This is a genomic window from Cellulosilyticum sp. WCF-2 (assembly GCF_003990395.1).
In the GTDB taxonomy this organism is placed as follows: domain Bacteria; phylum Bacillota; class Clostridia; order Lachnospirales; family Cellulosilyticaceae; genus Cellulosilyticum; species Cellulosilyticum lentocellum.
In genome coordinates this window covers 3,701,043-3,721,868 of the sequence record NZ_CP034675.1, presented here as the reverse complement: position 1 = coordinate 3,721,868, position 20,826 = coordinate 3,701,043, and the positions used below count along the sequence as shown (strand labels likewise).

General features: G+C 32.1%; 19 protein-coding genes, 1 other RNA gene and 1 pseudogene. 20 read left to right on the top strand and 1 reads right to left on the bottom strand.

Annotated elements, in window-relative coordinates; genetic code table 11:
* The first annotated feature begins 9 nt into the window (after positions 1–9).
* The 19 genes and pseudogenes from smpB to EKH84_RS16785 all read left to right on the top strand — a co-directional run bounded on the left by smpB (position 10) and on the right by EKH84_RS16785 (position 18,511).
* Positions 10–480 (top strand): SsrA-binding protein SmpB, encoded by a 471-nt coding sequence (gene smpB, locus EKH84_RS16860; protein ID WP_013657799.1) that lies wholly within the window; start codon positions 10–12, stop codon positions 478–480.
* A gap of 185 nt (positions 481–665) precedes the next feature.
* Positions 666–1,014, top strand: a transfer-messenger RNA (tmRNA) gene (gene ssrA, locus EKH84_RS16855).
* A gap of 634 nt (positions 1,015–1,648) precedes the next feature.
* Positions 1,649–3,619, top strand: coding sequence for an AAA family ATPase (locus tag EKH84_RS16850; protein ID WP_190283373.1), 1,971 nt, complete (start codon positions 1,649–1,651; stop codon positions 3,617–3,619).
* A 431-nt stretch (positions 3,620–4,050) separates the two neighbouring features.
* Complete coding sequence (locus tag EKH84_RS16845) at positions 4,051–4,506, top strand: hypothetical protein (RefSeq protein ID WP_127067200.1); 456 nt, start codon at positions 4,051–4,053, stop codon at positions 4,504–4,506.
* An 18-nt stretch (positions 4,507–4,524) separates the two neighbouring features.
* Entirely contained in the window at positions 4,525–4,674 is a 150-nt protein-coding gene (locus EKH84_RS22215) for a hypothetical protein (protein ID WP_190283372.1), read from the top strand.
* Between the two features lie 49 nt (positions 4,675–4,723).
* Positions 4,724–5,520: pseudogene (locus EKH84_RS16840) on the top strand (recombinase family protein); the annotation flags it as partial.
* Positions 5,521–5,820, top strand: coding sequence for a zinc ribbon domain-containing protein (locus EKH84_RS16835; RefSeq protein WP_127067198.1), 300 nt, complete (start codon positions 5,521–5,523; stop codon positions 5,818–5,820).
* 179 nt (positions 5,821–5,999) lie between these two features.
* Positions 6,000–6,269, top strand: coding sequence for a hypothetical protein (locus tag EKH84_RS16830; protein WP_127067197.1), 270 nt, complete (start codon positions 6,000–6,002; stop codon positions 6,267–6,269).
* A 397-nt stretch (positions 6,270–6,666) separates the two neighbouring features.
* A complete protein-coding gene (locus EKH84_RS22765) occupies positions 6,667–6,966 on the top strand; it encodes a hypothetical protein (protein WP_330547556.1) in 300 nt (99 codons plus the stop codon).
* Positions 6,963–7,316, top strand: a complete 354-nt coding sequence (locus EKH84_RS22760) for a reverse transcriptase domain-containing protein (RefSeq protein WP_330547619.1) — start codon at positions 6,963–6,965, stop codon at positions 7,314–7,316. Before EKH84_RS22765 ends, EKH84_RS22760 begins: the two co-directional genes overlap by 4 nt.
* Before the next feature lie 2 nt (positions 7,317–7,318).
* The gene (locus tag EKH84_RS22755; protein ID WP_330547618.1) at positions 7,319–7,843 is read left to right on the top strand and encodes a reverse transcriptase domain-containing protein; all 525 of its coding nucleotides are present in this window, start codon (positions 7,319–7,321) and stop codon (positions 7,841–7,843) included.
* Positions 7,844–8,418: 575 nt separating this feature from the next.
* Positions 8,419–9,522, top strand: a complete 1,104-nt coding sequence (locus tag EKH84_RS16820) for an ABC-three component system protein (RefSeq protein ID WP_127067196.1) — start codon at positions 8,419–8,421, stop codon at positions 9,520–9,522.
* Positions 9,497–9,979, top strand: a complete 483-nt coding sequence (locus EKH84_RS16815) for an ABC-three component system middle component 2 (protein ID WP_127067195.1) — start codon at positions 9,497–9,499, stop codon at positions 9,977–9,979. Before EKH84_RS16820 ends, EKH84_RS16815 begins: the two co-directional genes overlap by 26 nt.
* A complete protein-coding gene (locus tag EKH84_RS16810; RefSeq protein WP_127067194.1) occupies positions 9,980–11,842 on the top strand; it encodes an AAA family ATPase in 1,863 nt (620 codons plus the stop codon).
* A 101-nt stretch (positions 11,843–11,943) separates the two neighbouring features.
* The gene (locus EKH84_RS16805; protein WP_127067193.1) at positions 11,944–13,566 is read left to right on the top strand and encodes a hypothetical protein; all 1,623 of its coding nucleotides are present in this window, start codon (positions 11,944–11,946) and stop codon (positions 13,564–13,566) included.
* A gap of 798 nt (positions 13,567–14,364) precedes the next feature.
* A complete protein-coding gene (locus EKH84_RS16800; RefSeq protein WP_127067192.1) occupies positions 14,365–14,925 on the top strand; it encodes a GNAT family N-acetyltransferase in 561 nt (186 codons plus the stop codon).
* A gap of 268 nt (positions 14,926–15,193) precedes the next feature.
* Entirely contained in the window at positions 15,194–15,619 is a 426-nt protein-coding gene (gene arr / locus EKH84_RS16795) for an NAD(+)--rifampin ADP-ribosyltransferase (RefSeq protein WP_127068128.1), read from the top strand.
* Positions 15,620–15,804: 185 nt separating this feature from the next.
* Positions 15,805–17,994: a pectinesterase family protein gene (locus tag EKH84_RS16790; protein ID WP_127067191.1), complete on the top strand. Its 2,190-nt coding sequence runs from the start codon at positions 15,805–15,807 to the stop codon at positions 17,992–17,994.
* Positions 17,995–18,220: 226 nt separating this feature from the next.
* On the top strand, positions 18,221–18,511 hold the full coding sequence (locus EKH84_RS16785; protein ID WP_127067190.1) for a hypothetical protein: 291 nt from the start codon (positions 18,221–18,223) through the stop codon (positions 18,509–18,511).
* Between the two features lie 130 nt (positions 18,512–18,641).
* On the opposite strand, the gene EKH84_RS22210 is transcribed toward EKH84_RS16785, so the two are convergent.
* Positions 18,642–18,830 (bottom strand): hypothetical protein, encoded by a 189-nt coding sequence (locus EKH84_RS22210; protein WP_127067189.1) that lies wholly within the window; start codon positions 18,828–18,830, stop codon positions 18,642–18,644.
* 261 nt (positions 18,831–19,091) lie between these two features.
* Here EKH84_RS22210 and EKH84_RS16775 point away from each other — a divergent pair, with 261 nt between their 5' ends.
* Positions 19,092–20,165, top strand: coding sequence for a DUF7674 family protein (locus tag EKH84_RS16775; protein WP_127067188.1), 1,074 nt, complete (start codon positions 19,092–19,094; stop codon positions 20,163–20,165).
* The last annotated feature ends 661 nt before the right edge of the window (positions 20,166–20,826 follow it).

Sequence of the window (20,826 nt, the reverse complement as noted above, 5' to 3'; positions counted from 1 at the left end):
GAGCACACCATGGCTAAGGATAGAACTAGCTTTAAAGTCATAGCTAACAATAAGAAAGCATACCATGACTATTTTATAGATGAAGTCTATGAAGCAGGTATTGCACTTGCTGGAACAGAAGTAAAATCCATTCGTCAAGGAGGATGCTCTGTTAAAGAAAGCTTTATTAAGATCAAAAATGGGGAAGCATTTATTTTCAATATGCATGTTAACCCTTACGATCACGGGAACATTTTTAATAAAGACCCACTGCGTACCCGTAAGCTTTTACTTCATAAAAGAGAAATTAATAAACTCATTGGTGAAACCACTCAAAAAGGAATGACGATTGTACCACTTCGTGTGTACATCAAAGGCAGCCTTGTGAAAGTGGAAATGGGGCTTGCACGAGGTAAAAAACTTCATGATAAACGTCAAGATATTGTGAAGAAGGATACACAACGTGCTAGCGAAAGAGAATTTAAAATTAAAAACCTTTAAATTTTGGTAACTTTAGCAGAAATTACTTCTAGCAAGTAAACGTAAGCTATAGTATAATAACATTCTAACTGCTAGTGTAGTCGATCTAGCCGTTATAAACCAAAGTCACCTTATTAGAAGTAGGAGAATGTCTTTACAGCGTAAAAGGCACTTACTTCAGCAAGACACTGTTCTTGTTATAATAAGGGGGTGCACTGGTTTCGACGGGGGTCACATCTACTGGGGCAGCCATCCGTAGTACGCCGGAGTCTACGTTAAAAGCTGGCACTTAAAGTAAACGCTGAAGATAATTTAGCAATCGCTGCCTAATTAAGGCGCAGTCCTCCTAAGTCCTCCGCAGCTTAGATCAGGGCTTCGACTCGCGGATCCTTCACCTGGCAAAGCTTTGAGCCAACGTGAACATCATGAAGCTACTAAAATCTAGAGCCTGTCTTTGGGCGCTAGATGGAGGGAATGTCAAAACAAAGAATATGATGGTAGAGACCACGCTATATGGGCTTTCGGACAGGAGTTCGATTCTCCTCACCTCCATGAACTGAATCCACAACATCTGATTTTTTAGTCAGAGGTTGTGGATTTTGGAGTTTTTAGGAAGTAATATTTAGTTGAGCTAACCTTTGAGTAACAAGGGATAGAGATATAGAATTGACAGTAAAAATAAATATGAAATGACGAGTCTACTAGAGATAATATTTAGTAGGCTCTTTTCTATTTAGGGACAATTAGGATGAAATTGGATGCTCTTTTTGCCATTTTTGAGGTCGAAAACAAAGGTTAAGCCTTGATAATCAAACAAACAACAGTTGCCTTAATGATGGTTAGGGGTTCGGCAAACCTTTCACACCGAACGAAATTGTGGGAAAAGGTTGTTTGGAACACAAATCTCGGAAAAGATGAAGAAGATTAAGTTAATAAGCTCAATAAGAAAGGATAAATTTCACTGAAAAGTAAAAATAGAAGACAATGTGTGAAGAAAACAGCTTGTCTGGTTAATATGGTAACTTAATTGTAATGAATCAAGAGTGTTAATTAGTATTTAAAGAAATTCATATCAAAATATGTTACTATTATTAATAGTTTGAATTATAATTATTTAATGGATATAAAAGCTGTAAATTTTTTTGCTTTAATAAAAATAACTATTATAGAAGAAAAGGATAGGAATACTATGGTTATTGGATTATTTGTTAGGCATTATAAAGTTTATCAAGGAGTAAATTATATTCCAATATGTGAAGATTATGATGCTAAATATACATCATTTATAGGGGATAATGGAGTCGGGAAAAGTTCAACGTTAGAGGCATTAAATACATTTTTTAATAATGGCTACTGGAATATTACAAAAAATGTAAAAAAGGCAGAGGCATTTGTTTCGCCTATTTTTCTAATAGAAAAAGATAGACTAAAGAAAAAAGTAGGTGATGACAAAAAATTGCTGGATATGTTAGAACTTACAAGCTCATATTTCTGGGGAGTAAATACTGCAGCAAATGGAAATTTAAGTAAACCTGAATATGAAGCATTTTTTAATCAAAGAGATGAGTTAAAGTGTAATATAGACCCTGAAAAATATTACTTAATATTAATGGGGATTAAGTATGATAGTAAATCAGAGCCAACATTTATTACATTTGAAAAAGATTTAGAAAATCAAGGATTAAGAAAATTTGAAGAAACTGAAAAGTGTGATAGGAATATAATGTTAGAAGCGATAAAAGCATACTATAAATACATATATATACCAGTTCAAATTTCAAGTTCTGATGTATTACGAATTGAAAGCAAAGAAATACAAAACCTCATGAATTCTAATATACTGGAAGATATAGACAAAATATTAAATGAGAAAAAATTTGAAAAAACTAAGAGGAAATTTATTAGTGTAATTGATTATCTAAATGAATCCTTGAATTTATATATGGATGACGTAAATCAAGTAATACAAAAGATTGATAAAGCTTATGAATTTAAAGTAGAGGGGGGATATAAAAAGAATTTAACATCAAGTGATGTGAGAATGAAAATTTTAGAAGCGTACTTTTCTATTAGAACACTAAAAAAGGAAAAAAAAGAGATAGAAGAATTAAGTTCTGGAGAGCAAAGAATAGCTATAATTGATATAGCTACTTCATTTCTAACAAATAATATAGACAATAGTGAACAAGTGATTTTTGCTATAGATGAACCAGAAAGTTCCTTACATATATCAAAGGCTTTTAGCCAATTCGAACGTCTAAATAAGTTATCTGACAGTCATCAAATTCTACTTACAACACATTGGTATGGTTCATTACCTATTACACATAAAGGGTGTTTGGTGCATTTAGAAAAGGTAGTAATTGATAAAATCAGAATTAGTAAATTTAAACTTGATAATTATTTTGAAGGAAGAAAGTATTTGCCTAAAGATATAATGCTAAAAGGCTATTTTGAATTAACAGCTTCTATTTTAAGTTGTATGAGAGCAGAAAAAATTAATTGGATAATATGCGAAGGGACAGACGATAAAATATATATTGAGCATTACTTAGGGAAAAAAATAAATAATTTAAAAGTATTTAGTGTAGGCGGGTGTGGTAATGTAATTAAATTGTTTAAATATCTATATATTCCATTGTCTGAAAAAGATGAGTCTGAAGATGTAGAAAGCAAAATTTTATGTATAGTGGATACTGATGAAAATATTATTAGTATAGATGGAGAGAGTCAGACTAAAAACAAAAAATTGAAAATATCAAGACTACAAATAGATAATCGATATAAAATAGAATTAAAAAACATGGATATAAATGGAAATCATTTTACCACTGAAATTGAAGATTGCTTAAAGCCTAAGTTATTATTTGATGCAGTTAAATGTGTAGTGAATAAACAAGGAACAAGTGAAGAGAAAGAAGTGTTAAGTTACTATGGATTTAATGAGAATATGCCGGTTTCAAAAGTAAAAGGGGAAAAGAGTATATTTAAATTGGTTGACATTAAAGGGGCTGATAGAAAAGAAAAAATATATGAGGTTTTTGATAATAATCAGTTAAAGTTTAGTATTTGCAAGAAGTATATAGAATTAGATGAAGAAAGTAAAGATGATATTCCGAGTATGTTTAAAGCAATGCTAGATTTTTTTGTTGTGCAATAAATACATTTATATTTCCTAGAGAAAAAGTGAAAAAAGCGATTGCGGATGTGTTAGAATAAGCAAAATTACAGTGTGTGAATTGCTAAAGCATTGTAAAAACAGTATTTGGAAGAAGATGCATACAGTAGAAAAATAAATATATATTATGATTATGAGAGCTTATTGGGTTAAGTAAAAAACCTAGTAAGCTCATTTTATTTCTTAGGATGATGAATATAATGGAAAACCTAGCACCATGAATGAAGCATAGGTTTAAAGAGCAGTTGGCAGAGCTAGCGACAAAGTATACCATCTTGGAGAGCCATTCGGAGCAGAACCTTAACACTATGATTGATGTTTTAAAACGACTAGAACAGGGAGATTCAGAAATTTTGATATAGACAAAGCACTGGGCATGTTGGAGCTAATCGGAAAATACAAGGTACAAACCATTGAATATTATTTATGGTGGAAAGAGAACATTGATCATTGAGAAAATAAGCAAAAAGGTAATGAAGAGGACTAAAGGAAAAAATGAAGTAGTTCAAGATGTCTTTACAAATGTGCTAGGAAAGATTTGGGAGGATGAGGGACAAAATGTGCGAAGTATAGGATTCTTTCCAAATGAGTTAAAAAAGCTATTGAATAAAGGAGGCTATAAAAGTCCTACGACAATCATAAAAAAGTGGAAAGATAAGGGAATCTTGGAAGTAGAAGAAAACAGATTAACCAAGCTTAAAACGATAAGAACTGGCGAAAAGGTGCGTCTAAATATTTTAATTCAAAAGAATTATTTAGTGGATACCGATGAAGAGAAAGTTAATGATGAGAAAGTAAGTAGAGGTAAGGCAGAACAGCAGAAGATAAATGATACTTTACAAGATATATTAAGCGAAGATGCTTGCTAATAAAAGGGGGATTCATTTGTGAAAATAACAGCTATAAAAATTGACATTAAAGAAAGTACTTTGTCACAGGAGATGAGATATGCTCCAAAACTTAAGGAGAATCAAAGTAACGCATTATTAACGATTTGCTATCTTTTGTTTAAAGAGTCATTATGTGAGGACGATTAATCTAAAGCTATGAATTTCAATAAAATAATAATTTGAAGGAGAAATTAATATGATGAAATCAAATGCTAAATTAAACTGCAAAGAAGTTAGTAGGGCAGTAATCTATGCAAGATATTCAAATGATAATCAAAGAGAAGAGTCGATTGATGCACAGATAAGGGCAACCAAAGAGTATATAGAAAAGAAGGAATGGTGTCTAGTAGACACCTATATAGATAGGGCAAAGTCGGCAACATCAGCTAAACGACCAGAATTTCAAAGAATGATAGCAGATTCGCAACAAGGTAAGTTTGATATGGTTATTGTTCAGAAGCTAGATAGATTTTCGCGTAATAGATATGATAGCATATTCTACAAGCAGAAATTAAAGGATAATCACATTAAACTAGTGAGTGTAACAGAGAAGTTAGATAACACTCCAGAGTCATTAATTTTTGAATCATTAAATGAAGGTTTTAATGAATATTATTCGGCAAACCTATCGAGAGAGGTCAGAAAGGGGATGAAGGAAACTGCGATGCAGTGTAAACACACAGGGGGAACACCTCCTTTAGGTTACGATGTTGATGGGCAAAAGTATTATATAATGAATGTACAAGAATCAATTATTGTCAAAGAAATATTTAATAAGTATTTGGAAGGCTATGGTTACAATTATCTCTTAGATTACTTAAAAGAAAAGGGTTACAAGACTAAATCAGGTAAAGATTTTGCAAGAGAACCATTTATGATATTCTAAAGAACATAAAATATACTGGTACTTATTTTTATAGGCAAACAGCCAAAAATAATACTAGATTTAGTTGTTCTGATGATTATAAAGGAGACATTATTATTCCTGATGGAATGCCAAGGATAATATCTAATAAAGACTTTGTAGATATACAAAAGTTACTAGCAAACAACAAACTTCAAGCAGGAGCGAATAAAGCAAAAGAGTTATACTTACTAACAGGAATTATCTTTTGTGGTCACTGTGGAGCAGCAATGCAAGGCAATAGAAGAAAATGTGGAAGAAATAAATCAGAGTACAAAACATACAGATGCAGTAACAGAGCTAATCGAAAGAACTGCAAGAAAAAAGAACTTCGCAAAGAATACATTGAAGAATATGTACTTAAAAATCTAACAGAAGTAAGTACTTAATAAAGATATTGTTCCAAGTCTAGTTAGACAGATAAATGCTAAAGTGGATGAACAAAGAAAGCGAGATGAACAGGACTTATCAAGTTATACAAGTAGGCTAGATAGAATAAATAAGCAAATTAAAAAATAACCAATGCTATCTTGCAAGGTATAGATGAAAGATAGCATTCGCTGATAAGATGAATGAACTACAAGCAGATAAGTTAGAGCTAGAAGCAGTTATCAATAAAGTTAAGTTAACACAAGATGATGAAAAATTAAGATACATTACAGAACCAGAAGCTATTAAAATGATTGATAAGGTGCAAGAAGCAGTATTGACTAGAAACATTCCAGAATGCAAGAAGTTCATTGGAGATTTTGTCAAAAGAGTAGATGTTTATAATGACCATGTTGAAGTAACATTCAACATGGCTTTTTCTTGTGCGCCCAGCATAGGCGCAATCTAACAGGTGAAAGTCCTGAGTGCGGGTTGATAGTGCCAAGCACATAGCTTAAGACAAGGGTGTCCATCGTGAGGTGGAATCTGAAGGAGATCGGCGGCAAAACTCTGGTCTGACGAACAGAAACCATATATGAGGCATATATACACTGGATGAGGTTGCACGACAAACCAAAGTCCAAAACTATCCGAAAGTGTATGGTGTAAATGTGGCAGATAGATGGAGTGAAAGATTGCGTTCTTACCTGGGGAGGTCTGATACCCCATTACTCAGAGGATGCACTTCCTAAGTAATAACTCATACAGTGATGTATGACTAAGGCACCAGAAGTCAGCAGACGTCATAGTACTAGGTGAAGTCGACATTACCTAGGAAGGACTGAACATTAAGGAGGTTTTCAGCTTTGAATAACTCAAATCAATTACAACGAAAGCAGATAGCTAAAGAATTAGGTCACCTTGAGGAGATAAAGTTGGAAACTGGAAGGAATCAAGGGATGCAGAGTAATGATTCGGCGTTACAAAAGAGAGAAAGAGAAAACGATGTAGCAACTGAAACAAGTAACCTACTCGAGAGAATAGTTGCAAGAGAAAATATGATCCTTACAATGAAACGAGTTATTAAGAATAAAGGAAGTTACGGTGCAGATGGTATGAGATGCGATGAACTTTGTACGTATATCATTGACACTGGACAACCATAAAACTTAAGTTACTTGCTAAAACATATAACCCATCACCAGTTAGAAGGGTAGAGATACCAAAACCTAATGGTGGTAAGAGGTTACTAGGAATACCAACAGTGTTAGACAGAATGATTCAACAAGGAATAGCACAAGAACTCACAAAAATCTATGACCCTAGTTTCTCAAAGAATAACTTTGGATTCAGACCTAACAGAAGCGCACAAGATGCTATCAAAAAGTCTAAAGAATACATCAATGAGGGAAACAAATGGGTAGTAGATATGGACTTAGAGAAATTCTTTGACAAAGTCAACCATGATATTTTAATGGAGAGACTATCAAGGAAGATTAGGATAAGCGTGTACTAAGACTGATCAGAAAATATCTAGAAAGTGGCATTATGATCAATGGAATAAGAATTAATAATGAAGAAGGAACACCGCAAGGTGGTCCGTTAAGTCCGTTACTATCAAATATCATGCTAGATGAAGTAGATAAAGAATTAGAAAAAAGAGGAGATAAATTCTGTAGGTATGCAGATGACTGTAACATCTATGTCAAAAGCAAAAAGGCAGGGAACCGGGTCCTTAAGAGTATGACTTATCTTTTAGAAAATAAACTAAAGCTCAAAGCAAACAAGGAAAAGAGTAAAGTAGACCTAGTGGCAAGAAGAAAATTCCTAGGGTATTCATTCTACTTCACCAAAGGTGGAGTAGAAATCAGAATACACGAGAAATCGTATGAAAAGCTTAAAGCCAAAGTAAGAGAAATAACCAATCGAAATACAAGAATTAGTATGGGGATGAGATTAAAGAAACTTAATGAAGTAACTATAGGATGGCTGAATTATTTCACAATAGCAAAGGCTAAAAGTAGAATAATAGAACTAGAATAGTGGATACGAAGAAGGTTAAGAGCTTGCATATGGAAACAATGGAAGAAAGTACGGACAAGATATACCAATCTTAAGAGGTTGGGTGTAACAACGTACAAAGCATGGGAATATGCGAACACAAGAAAAGGCTACTGGAGAATATACAACAGCCCAATCGTTTCGACGACTCTTGGAAATAAGTACCTAGAAGAGCTAGGTTATAAAAGTATTACCAAGAGATATCAGTTAATACAGTAATTCTTTGATGAACCCCCGTATACCGAACGGTACGTATGGTGGTGTGAGAGGACGCTAAATAAAATAATTATTTAGCTCCTACTCGATTGGGTGAAATCATTGACTATACATATACGGCGATTAAATTGATAAGTGAGTTATAGTAGAAGCATAGGGAAAGAAGTGGCATTATGTGTTAGGCTACTTCTTTTTTTTGACAGTGATTGATAAATATGTTTTAAAGTAAAAGATATTATGATAAAATTATATGAATATTAAAATAAATTGTAAATATAGATAAATTTAAGTTGAGTATAAAAGATAAGATAAAATTTAATTTAAACATAAGGAGAGATAAAATGGATGTTATTCCATTACCTAACAATGAAGTGCCAAGGGATACTAGTCGTATTTTTGATTTATCAATAGATCCCTTAGTTCGGTTGCGCACTATTGAAGCTGGTGAATTTGAAGATATTGTATGCCAATGGGCTTCAGGGTATCTTAGTAAATGTGAAAATTATAAGAATATAGTACAAATTGGAGGTTCTAAAGATTCAGGAAGAGATATTGTAGCCTATTTGGATGAGTCGTTGCAACAATTTGATATTTTTCAATGTAAGAGATATAAAGAACCATTGACTCCATCTACATATTTAAGTGAATTTGGGAAACTATGTTATTATACTATGATTGGAAAGTATAATATGCCAAGAAAATACTTTATTGTTGCTAGTAACGGTATAGGGCAAGATTTAAGAGAATTAGTAGAACATCCACAGAAGATAAATACTCAGCTGATTATGAACTGGGATAAGTATTGTAAGCCAAAGAAAAAAATTATTGCTGAAGGGGTATTACTAAGCGATGAACTAAAAGAGTATATACTTAAATTTGATTTTAGTATAGTTTCTGAAGTTTCACCTCAAAGTTTGCTAGAACAATTTGCTACAACTGTGTGGTATAAGTATCATTTTGGTGGGGGAATACATCAAAGATCACGGATGCAAAAACCTCAAGAAGAACTTAAGATAGAAGAGGTTAAAATGGAATATATTAATCAATTAATGAAGGTGTATTCTAATCATGAAAATAGAAATATAGAAGAGATTGAGAATCTTAAAACAATAAAAAAGCTTTACAGGCATTTTATGCGCCAAAGGGAAAGTTTTTATAATGCTTGTGCACTAAAGCGTTTTGCAAGAGATGAATTTATTAATGATGAGGTTTATGAAGATTTGAAAAACCAGATTTATCATGGGGTAGTTAATATTTGTGAGTCTTCATTTGAAGATGATTTAAAAAGAGTAGATGAAACGATAGAAAGAGCACAGATTTTGCCTATACAAGTAACTGAATTAAATGATATAAGTATTTTGGAGAAAAGTGGAATATGTCATGATTTAGTAAATGACAAAGAATTGAGGTGGATTGAAGATGACAAAGAAGAGTCAGATATTTAATTCGCCAGAAGAAATTGGGGTAAGGATTTTGTTTATACTTGATATTTGTCAAAAGAGGATGAGTAAACAGAGAATAATGTATTATGATTACTTTTCATTACATTTGAATGATTTAGATAGATCGATAGAAAGTTTACATCCAGATAATCCAAATCATTCATCAGAAATAGCAATAAGAAGAGAAGTAATCAGTAGAGGATTAGAACTGATGATTACTAAAGGTCTTGCGGATGTTAAATATTCTAAGACAGGAATTTATTATTGTAGTAATAAGTTAACCCATTTATTTTTAGACTTATTTTGTCTTGATTACGTCAAGAAACTAAAAATAGATATTGCTACAGTAAATCAATTTTTCTTTCAGTATACGGATAGACAGATTTACAAATATATAAATAATAATATGGGTAAATGGATAGGTGAGTTTGAAAATATCCCTTTTCTAGGAGGTGAATAGATGGAGCATTTTGGAATGGAACTAAGAAAATTGTTGCTACAAGGTAAAAACAAAAAAGATGCCATTTTGACTTTTGAAAAAGGATTGAATGTTATTGCAGGAGCATCCGATACAGGAAAGTCTTTTGCTTATGAATGCATAAATTATGTTTTAGGTGCTACTGATATACCAGAAATACCTAATGAAGCTAAAAAATACGAATGGGTTCTGCTAGAATTTATAGATAAATCAGTGAATCAGTATGTAACTTTGAAACGGAGTTTTTTAGAAAGTGAAAAAAATAATATATATTACTGTTATTCAAATATAGATCATTTACAAACAGCTAAAATAGAAACGTTGTCAAATTCATCAAATTCAAAAAACTGCTTATCGTCAAAATTACTAGGAATGTGTAACTGCTCATACAAAAACATTTTAAAAAAGAGTAGTAATGGAGAAACGGAATCTTTTACATTTAGAAAATTTGTATATTTAGTAATGATAAATGAAACTCGTATAGTCCAAAAGAACGCACCTATTTATTTAGGTGACACTAAAAGAGATAAAAAATCTACAAAAGAAGCAGCTTCTTTTTTTACAGTGTTATCAGGTTTAGATTATCAAAAGTATATTAAACAAGAAAGTATTGAGTCAAAAAAAGCACACTTAAGAGGTGCTATCGAGGAATTAAGTTTAATATGCGATGAATTACAAAAACAAATAGAAGATGATAGAGGTATACTTAATGAGTGCAATCTTCAACAAGTTGTTGAAATAATAAGTAGTTTAGAGAAGATAATAAAACAACAGCACTCAATAATAGAAGATATTGAGTCTCAGCAACAAAGAAGACTAATAGCTTTCAATATAAAATTAAAAGACAGGAGTAGGATTAGAGAAAATCTATCAAAATTTATATTATTAAAGAAAAACTATAAATCCGATATTGATAGATTAGAATTTATAGAGCAATCAAAAGATTATGTTGGGCAGTTAATTGACGTTAGATGTCCAGTATGCCAAACACAAATGAAATCTCCTGTAGATAATAATAAGGAATTATATTACATAGCCATAGATAAAGAAAAAGCCAAGCTAAAAATGCACCTAGTAGATCTTCAAGAAACTATTGATGATCTTGGGAATGAATTATCTGAGATAAACCAGGTTATTGACGGAGAACAAGAAAAAATAAAATCTTTTGAAAGAGAGATTGAACAAAAGACAAAAGAAGTTTCTAAGGTGTTAAGTGAACATGAATATTATCAAAAGATTCGAGATAGGGTACAAATAGTTGAAAATAATAAGAGTAAGTTAGCTCAAAAGAAAAAACGTATTCAAGAACTTAATGAGAAAATAGATAATACTAAAGCTACATCTAACAAGGTAGATATCAAAAGATTATCAGAAGAGTTAATGATAGTATTTTGCGACTTAATTAAAGAATTGCTAGAAGATTGGAATTTTATTGAAAAAATTACTCAGAATACTGTGGAATTTAATAAAAAAGCGAATGATATAATTATTAATGGTAAAACAAAAGCAACTTTTGGTAAAGGGGCAAGAGCAATTATTAATTCTTCATTTATTATTGCAATAATGCAATATTGTATACAATATAACTTGTCTCATCCAGGATTTGTTGTGTTAGATTCACCATTAACAACATATAAAGAAAAAGATAGAAAAAATAATGAGAAGAATGAAGAAGTTAGTAAAAGTGTGAAGAAATCATTTTTCTTTAGTATGAAGGAATTATCTAATAAGTGTCAAGTTATTATATTTGACAATGAAATACCCCCAGATGATTTGGAAGGCATCAATTATCATCATTTTACTGGGAACATAAATATTGAACGCACAGGATTCATTCCTAACTAAAAATGTAGAGTGATTAATAGCGTGATATAAAACAAAAATTTAAAGAATAACACAGATAACATAAAGTTATATGTGGTAGCATATATAGAAGGAGAAGGTATATGATTAGAGATTTAGAAGAGATGCTAAATTGTGTTTGTGATAAAGAGATTAAAGAATATTTAGGAGAAGCACTTAGATGCTATAATGCAAGTTCATATAGAGCTTGTGTTATTATGTCAGTTATTTCGGGATGTTTTGATTTACATAAGAAAGTTACTGCTTTAGCTGCAAGTAACTTAAAGTATAAAGAACTTGATGATAAGATAAATGATTTGAAAAATGCATGTCAGCCCTATGAGAAATATATGATAGAACAATGTACAACGGAGAATATAGACATGCTTGATGCAAGTGATAGTAAAGAATTACTTAGATGTTTAGATATAAGAAATTCATGTGCACATCCAAGTAGCTATACATGTACAGCTGAAATAGCACGAGCTGTATTCACTTCAATAATTGACATTTTGGCATCAAAACCAGTACTATTAGGATGTCAGCACATGAATTTAATTATTGAAAAAATGAATAATAGGACTTTCTTTCCAGTATTGGAAAAAGAAAATATGCAAAGCATTGTATTTGAGATATTAAGAAAATTTCATCCTAAAGCTGTACCTCCGCTTTTGAATAAGGTTAAGAAAGTTATCTTAACTACAACTTCAGAGATTCAAAAAGCAAATGCAATAAACTTTCTTGGATTGTCTAAAGATTATGAAATTGAATGTTATGAAAAGTATATATTGGATTTTATTGAAGAAGATACATTAGAAAGTGAATTACTTGAATTGATAAATGCTAATTTAAGTATATTAAATGTTATGAGTGATTCAAGTGTTGAGAAAATTATATGTAAGTTTATTTTAAACTTGAATACAAATAATATGCCATATGAAGATAGTTGGAGAAAGATTATATTAAGTGATAGATTACAAAATGTGCAATATGCAGATAAAGTTTTAAAACAAATGACAGGTTTTAAACAATATGAGCCAGAGAATGACATAAGATATAAGTTTGTATACGGAGTAATTGAGGATAGCAATTGTACTCCGGAATATAAAGAGCTGATAGCTACTAATTGTAATAAAATATTTAGTTTATCACATTACGCAAAAAATCCATTTTTATTAAAGATTATTTATGTCTTAGATAAAAGTTACCTATATGAGGAATGGATAAAGGTTATAACTAATAAAACATATATATGTGATTATGATACAAGTAACTATGCTTGTTATGTATTCAAATTGATTGAAAAAAATCAATGGATAAATAAAGTGTCAAAAAACAGCAAGATAAGCCTTGTTAAAGAGATACTAAAGGAAGGGACTAAAGATGCACCGGTATATTCTTACGACTGGAGAAATTTAACAGGTCAGTTGCATATATTATATCCCGAGTTAGTAGAAGAATTTTTACAGGAATGCTTCTTAAATGGTGATAATGTTAATGAAAATATCAAAATGTACTGTGATGCTAGATACATAAGAATTGTATGCAGATATATAATTAACTTTAAAGAGAAAAATACTGAAATAATTCAAAGAATAAAAGAATATGATAATATTAATTTTGAAAATGTTATTAATGCTATAGAAGGCGAATTGCAATGGCTAGAGGAGGGAGAAAATAAGGATAAGATTTTAAGATTGGTAGAAAAAAATAAATCTGGTGAATAGTATTAAGTCAATTATGCATAGGGGATTTATATTTTGATAAATGGAAGGTGTTAAAGAAACTAGGAAGAAGATGCGAATTAGTTGATGAAATTATTGAGTTGTTATATTAAAAGAAGATAATGTTAGTTTCATACAAAGCTATTTATGTGGAATGTATTCCTAAGACACATTAGGAACTAGCAGTGTGAGTTTGATATATACATAAGGAAGGATAATTGGTAAGAAAATGGTGGATAGTATTAGTACAATTCAGTGCAACGAACTCCATATTAAATTTAGGTATAGTCAAATTATTAGTTCGTGAACTGTACTAAAAGTAATTCACCTCCATAGGCGAAACCCTCGTAATTAGAGATAATCTAGCTACAGGGGTTTTAGAATTTTAAAAAGTAAGCGTATAATAACTAGATATATTTCCAATGTTACAAAACCCTGTTAAAGTTAGAGTAAAATACTATAGTTTAACAGGGTTTTATTTACAGATTGCTGGAGCTTCTTTAGTCCAAGGCATAAGGTTATCCAAGAGTAGTCTCTTTTTAAAAAATCGGCATATAATTTCACCTGTTTGGGGATATTCAATTCATCAATTTACTGTGGATTTGATTATTTTCAAAAGAGCAAGGATAGTAAATAGAAGAATAGTTTTAGATAAGACTAAGGTAATCTTAGCCCTATTTTTTATCGCATAAGATTACAAAATATAACATAACTAAAGTGATATACTACATAAGTAGTTTTGATAATATAAATAGAGAGTTGATTAGTGGATAATCTTGAATTTGTGGAGGAGAAATGGAAATGAAAGATGTTTATGAAGTATGCCCTCAATTTGAAAATGAACGCTATTTATTGCGATTCCTTTCAGCAAATGATGCGCAGGATTTATTAAAGGTATATTCAGATAAAAAAGCAGTTCCCTTATTTAATTGCGATGGTTGTTTCGGTGATTTTTACTTTACGTCCTTGGAAACAATGCAAAACGTTATTGCAGCCTGGCAAGTGGAATATCAAAAAAAAGGCTTTGTACGTTGGTCGATTATAGACAAATGCAAAGCAGAAGTGATTGGGACAATTGAATTATTTCATAGAAACGCTGAGGATTATTTTACTGAATGTGGTTTGTTGCGTCTCGATCTTAGAAGTGATTATGAGACTGCAAGTGAAATAGAGCGTATCTTATCACTCATTGTTCCACCAGCATTTGAAATGTTCACATGTGACAAAGTAGCAACAAAAGTGATACCAGAAGCAGGCGAGAGGAAAAAGGCATTGCTAAAAATGAATTTTGTTTTATCAAGCGAGCAATTAGTAGGGTATGATGGTACAAACTATAATAATTACCTTGTACTATGTAAATAGATTAATATTTTCTGATAAACGATTATAGAAGATAAAGGAATAGATAAAGATGGGAAGAGAGTAGTCACTATCAAGACTACTCTCTTCCCATCTTTATTATATAGCAAATTTAGGAGGATTACTAGACTATCCATTATTTGATAAGTAAGATAAAATTTGAATAGACAATAGATATGAAGAATAACGTATAAAGCATGTATTTTAAATGAAAGCATAAGTGAGGAGGCATTTGATGGATGAAAAAAAGAGAAATGAAGAAGTAGATGAAATGAATAATTTAAACAACAATAGCGTTTTAGACGGAGGACCCTTTTATCATGGTACAAAAGCCCAGTTGAAATTTGGGGATTTACTAAAACCAGGCTATCAATCTAACTATGGCAAGCAGAAGAGGGCGAATTATGTGTATTTAACGGCTACAATGGATGCTGCTATTTGGGGAGCAGAGCTTGCCTTAGGAGATGCACCTAGGCGAATCTACCGTGTAGAACCACTGGGTCATATTGAAGACGATCCCAATTTAACCGATAAGAAGTTTCCAGGAAACCCTACTAGGTCCTATCGCACGAGAGAGCCACTGAAAGTAATTGGGGAAGTTTTGAACTGGGAAGGCCATTCTGAAGCGTTACTTCAAAATATGCGTGAGAATCTCAGAAAGATGGAAGAGCTTGGCATAGAAGCAATCAATGATTGAAGCATTTTGAATGGGATGGATTAAATTCATGTAGATGGTTATGAGGTTTACTATTTGCTAAATGATGAACAACTTTTAATTTTTCCTATTCCTTTGTTCGTATTGCCCCTATTTGTGCATTATGTTAATATATTTTCTACCGTGCAAATCATCAGCATGGTTAGAACTTATGATTGGAGAATATTATGAATAAAAGATTAAGACGTCATGTTCACCTTGCACTCGCAAGTCTTATTGCTATAAGTAGCGTTTCTGTAACTTTTGCCTCTGAATTCATTGTTAATGAATCTTTTGATAATATGACTTTAGGAGCTGCCCCAAGTGGTTATGAAGTTTCAGATAACACAGCTATTACGACAGTTGATTTAAAGAATGATAAAAACTACTGTGTTTACCTCAATGATGGAGAAGGGCAGCTTAAAATGAACAAGCAATTTGCCGCTCAATCAGAGGTAGTGACACTATCTGTTGATTTTATGCAAAACAACCTAGGAAGCGGTACACATATTAATTTAACGGATGGTACAGGTTTACGTGCTGTTCGTCTTGAAACACGTGACAATGGTACTTCTCTTAACTATGTGATGAATGGCACTTATGTTAAAGTTGCTGACATTACGTCAGGCCAGTGGATGACTATTAAAATCGAAGCTAATATAAAAACTCAAACTTTTAATATCTATATTAATGACATTTTGAAAGGCAAAGATATTCCTTTCAAAAACACTGTCTCTGAAATCAGTTATTTCCAAACTCTTACGCCAGCAGATAAAGTAAGTGGACATTATATTGATAACCTGAGCATTTCTGCAAGTAAAGCACCTGTTACGATTCCAGAGGATGCTACTGAAATCAACTTTACAGTAGATGCTAATGGACAAGGTGACTTCAAAACAGTACAAGAAGCAATTGATGCTATTCCTTCGGCTACTACTCTTCCTGCAACCATCCATATTAAAGCTGGAACTTACAAGGAAGTCGTTACGATTCCTAAATCAGTTAAAAATCTTACCCTTATTGGAGAAGGCAGTGAGCAAACGATTTTAACTTATGATAATTATAATGCAAAACTTAAAGAGGATGGCACACCTTATGGTACAGGTGGCAGTGCAAGTACTTTTATTAAAGGTAGCAACATCAGTGTAGAAGGGATTACCTTTGAAAACAGTTTTCAGGAAACTGGGGCAAATGGTGAACAAGCTGTTGCACTTAGTGTTACTGGAAATAATGTTCAGTTTAGAAACTGCCGTTTCCTTGGTAATCAAGATACGCTCCTTTTAGATGGTGGTACACAATACTTTACCGATTGTTACATTGAAGGTGATGTAGACTTTATTTTTGGTAGAAGTCAAGCCGTTTTTGAAGACAGTGAAATTCATTCCTTAAATCGAGGAAGTTCATCGAATAATGGTTATATTGTAGCCCCAAGAACAAGTATTGATGAAGCTTATGGATTTGCTTTTATGAATTGCAAACTCACCGCTGAAGAAGGAACAGCAAATAACTCTGTTTACTTAGGTCGTCCTTGGACACCAAGTGGTATGAGTGTAGATAAGCCAAGTGCTGCTTTCATTAACTGTGAAATGGGCGCGCATATTAAGACAGAACCTTGGACGAGTATGTCTGGTACACCAGCTTCTCATGGCCGTTTCTTTGAATACAACAGTAGCGGAGAGGGAGCTGTGATCAATGCCTCAAGACCTCAATTAACAGAAACAGAAGTAGCTAACTGGACCATTACCAATGTCCTTAAAGGATGGGAACCTTCTTTCTCTATTAAAGAAGAAGTTAAACCTGAGGAGCCAGAAGTAACTCCTCCAGTGATTGAAAAAATCTACTTTACTGATGTGACTTCTACTGATGCTTATTATGATGATATTATGTTTCTTGCCAATAATGGTTATGTAGAAGGGGTTGGAAATGGCCAGTTTGCGCCACTTATGGAAATGACACGTTCTCAATTTGCTACTATTTTAAGCCGTGTCCTTAACCTTACAACCTCTAGTACAACAAGTACTTTTACTGATGTTAAACCAAATGCTTGGTACTTTAATGGAATTCAAGCTTGTTATGAAGCTGGTCTTATCAAAGGGGTAAGTGCCACATCCTTTGCACCAAATGATAAAATTAGTAAACAAGATATGATGCTCCTTCTTTCTAGAGCTATAACTTACCTTAATATACAACTAGATGAAACGCAAAGCGATATTCAGTTCATCGACCAAGCAAATATTTCAGCTTATGCCCTTGATGGCATTAAAATCTGTATTCAGGCAGGTATCTTAAAAAATGAAGGTTACTTCATTCCGAAAAATGTAGTCACAAGAGCTGATATGGCAACTATGTTCGCTAAACTCATCCGTTTAGCCAATTAATATTGGTGATTAAATCAGTTCAGACATAGGCCAAATTAGTAAAAATATGTTATTAGCACAAGTAGGATATTAAACTTAAAAGTGTAGATTGACTGAGCATTTGTTATTAAAAGTGAATAATGAAGTGCTGGAGCACAAAAGTGGAGAATGTCGCAAAACTATGAATTAGTTTCGCGGCATTCTTTTGTGTGCGCCAAGCACATTGCCAAGAGCAAGGATGTCCATCGTGAGGTGGAATCTGAAAGAAGTCGAAGTCTTTAATTTCCTTATGGTGTGGGAATGCTCATATCTTAATCATAGAATGAGTCATGGTTGCTTCGATACATATAACGTACATGATAGAATTATTTATTTTATTAAAGAATGCCCAGAGCGTTATGGTTTGGCATATTCAACAATAGGTAATGAATGTAGGAGATTAATACAAGTTGATAGGGATGAATTTGTTGGTTGGACTATGAAGTTTTATCTTGAGAGAGAGATAGAAACATTACGTGATCTTATTTTTATCGCATAAAATTACAAAATGCAACACTCCTAAAGTGATATACTATATGAGTGATTGAGTTATAAGAAAAGATATTTTATAGAATTATAAATCTTGCTAATGTAAGTCAAGCACTTTTGGGGATTTTTCAAAGAAAAATTTATTCTAAAAAGGGCAACTTTAATAAACCCACCATTGTGGATTTTTTGAAAATATATGATAATGAAGGCAGATTTACTTCAGGTTGATTGTGTTTCATATCAAAAGGTTTAACAAGTGTGCTGCCATCTGAGTTTAGAATGGCTACAGTGCTTTTTGATTTAGAAACATCAATTCCAACAGCAATCATAGAGATACCTCCTTTAATATTTATTTTTGATTGGATACAGCCCTTCAAGATCCATTCATATTCGTTGGTTAAACGGGAGCTATGTCCCAACTTGCTGAATCGAATGCAGAGTAATGAAGGATGACTAACGCATTTATTCTCGGGCGTGATGTCCCAATTAGAAATTCCGTAGGCCAATTACCTTCATCATAAAATAAAAGAGCAAAGAGTTGTATACTCTTCACTCTATATATTACGAATTAGAATTTGCGGAGATTAAGTATGAATCAAATTGAAATAAGAAATATTACAACACCATATGAATATCAAGAACTATTTTGGGTTATTGATGGAAAGGCATTACCTGATTATTTATGTGCATGGGCATCTAAATTTAATGATGATAAAATAATCAGTTTAATGAAACCGTTCAATGGATTATGCCCAGCATGGGTAAAAGACCTTGATTGGAGAGCGGATGTAAGATTTGTTTGGACTTTGATAGAAAAAGAATCATCGATTCTTCCGATACTTTTATGTCCCGATGATTTAGACTTCTCTTGTATTGTAGTTGTGGTAGAAGTCGAGAAAACTAAAGACTTTGTATACTGGAGCCGAATAGGTTATGTTATTCATGATAATGAAAACTTTGAAGAGGAAAAGAAAAATGGCATCCTAAATATAAATGCCTATTCCGATAGAGATTGGAGTATGTATGGAGATAATATTGCGTTTGCTAAAGTTGATAGTGATGAATGGTATCAATGGATAAGTGAAAATTGGGACGATGAATTATATAGAAGGCGAATGAACTATACATCCCCTTATTATCAAACAGATGGTAATGTGTGCTGGATTCAGGATATGAATTGGTTTTTTGACAGGGTTGAATATGATCATATGACAAATGCATATTGGGAGTTTCAAACGTTAAAACAATTAAATGAATTTGCTCAAAGAGATAAAATGTCAGTTAAAGAATGTGCGGATTTTCTTTCTTCACTTACGAGGGCAGGTAAAGAACTTTTAGAGAAACATTTAAATGATTATGGTGAGATATTATTACACTTATTTGCAAGTGAACAAGTAGGAGAGCCTCTAATTAATTTACTTAGTAAAAAGGCTGAAAGCAAGAATTATGTTTCAATTTATTGCAAAGCAATTGAGATAATGTGGAAATATGGAAATGAGGCAGTAGTAAATGTAGTCGATGTTACTATTCTTGAGAGATTATCTGATGAGGATGAAGTATGGCAAAAATTTGGCACCTATATTTCGCATGATTTTAAGGTGTATATTAATGATATTATTTTGAAAGAAAACCTAATGATGTGGGGATCAAAGCCGTTATTATAATTTGCAAATTTCAATTTATCGTAATAAATGGATATTTGAACTGACAATTAAAAAGATAGATTGTTTAAAATAGTAGGTACAGGACCATACTCTAAAACAAAAAGGATGTGGTCTTTTTATGCGTATAAATTTAAAGCAATGGCAGATAGATATTCTTGTTAAGTTGTGTTTGCTAAAGAAAAGATTGAATCAACTGGCAAAATAATATGGAATATCTTGATATTAGTTTAGGTTGCAGATAATATAACCTTTTATTATTAATAAGTTTAGAATAGTGTAAAATTAATTTCAGATTTAGCAAATTAAAAAGTAGGGGTGGTATTCCTATGGGACTATTTTCAAAAAATGTGTGTAATACGTTGTCTATGGACTGATTTTTAAATTCATTACCTCTATCAGTATGAAAATATTAATTTTAGAGAGATTAATATTCACCTGTATAAGTATGACGTGGTTTCTTTTGGTTTTTGGGTGGTCATGATGATCTCCTCCGATAGTATATAGTCTTTATTCTACATGTCCTTAAGAAAACTGTCCAATTAAGTGTAACCTATCCATTTTGTTATTTTTGATTCCAAAAGAATAGTTTTAGATAAGATCAGGTATAAATACTTAATCATTATTTTAATGGCACAAAACTACAAAATGTAACAAGTATAAA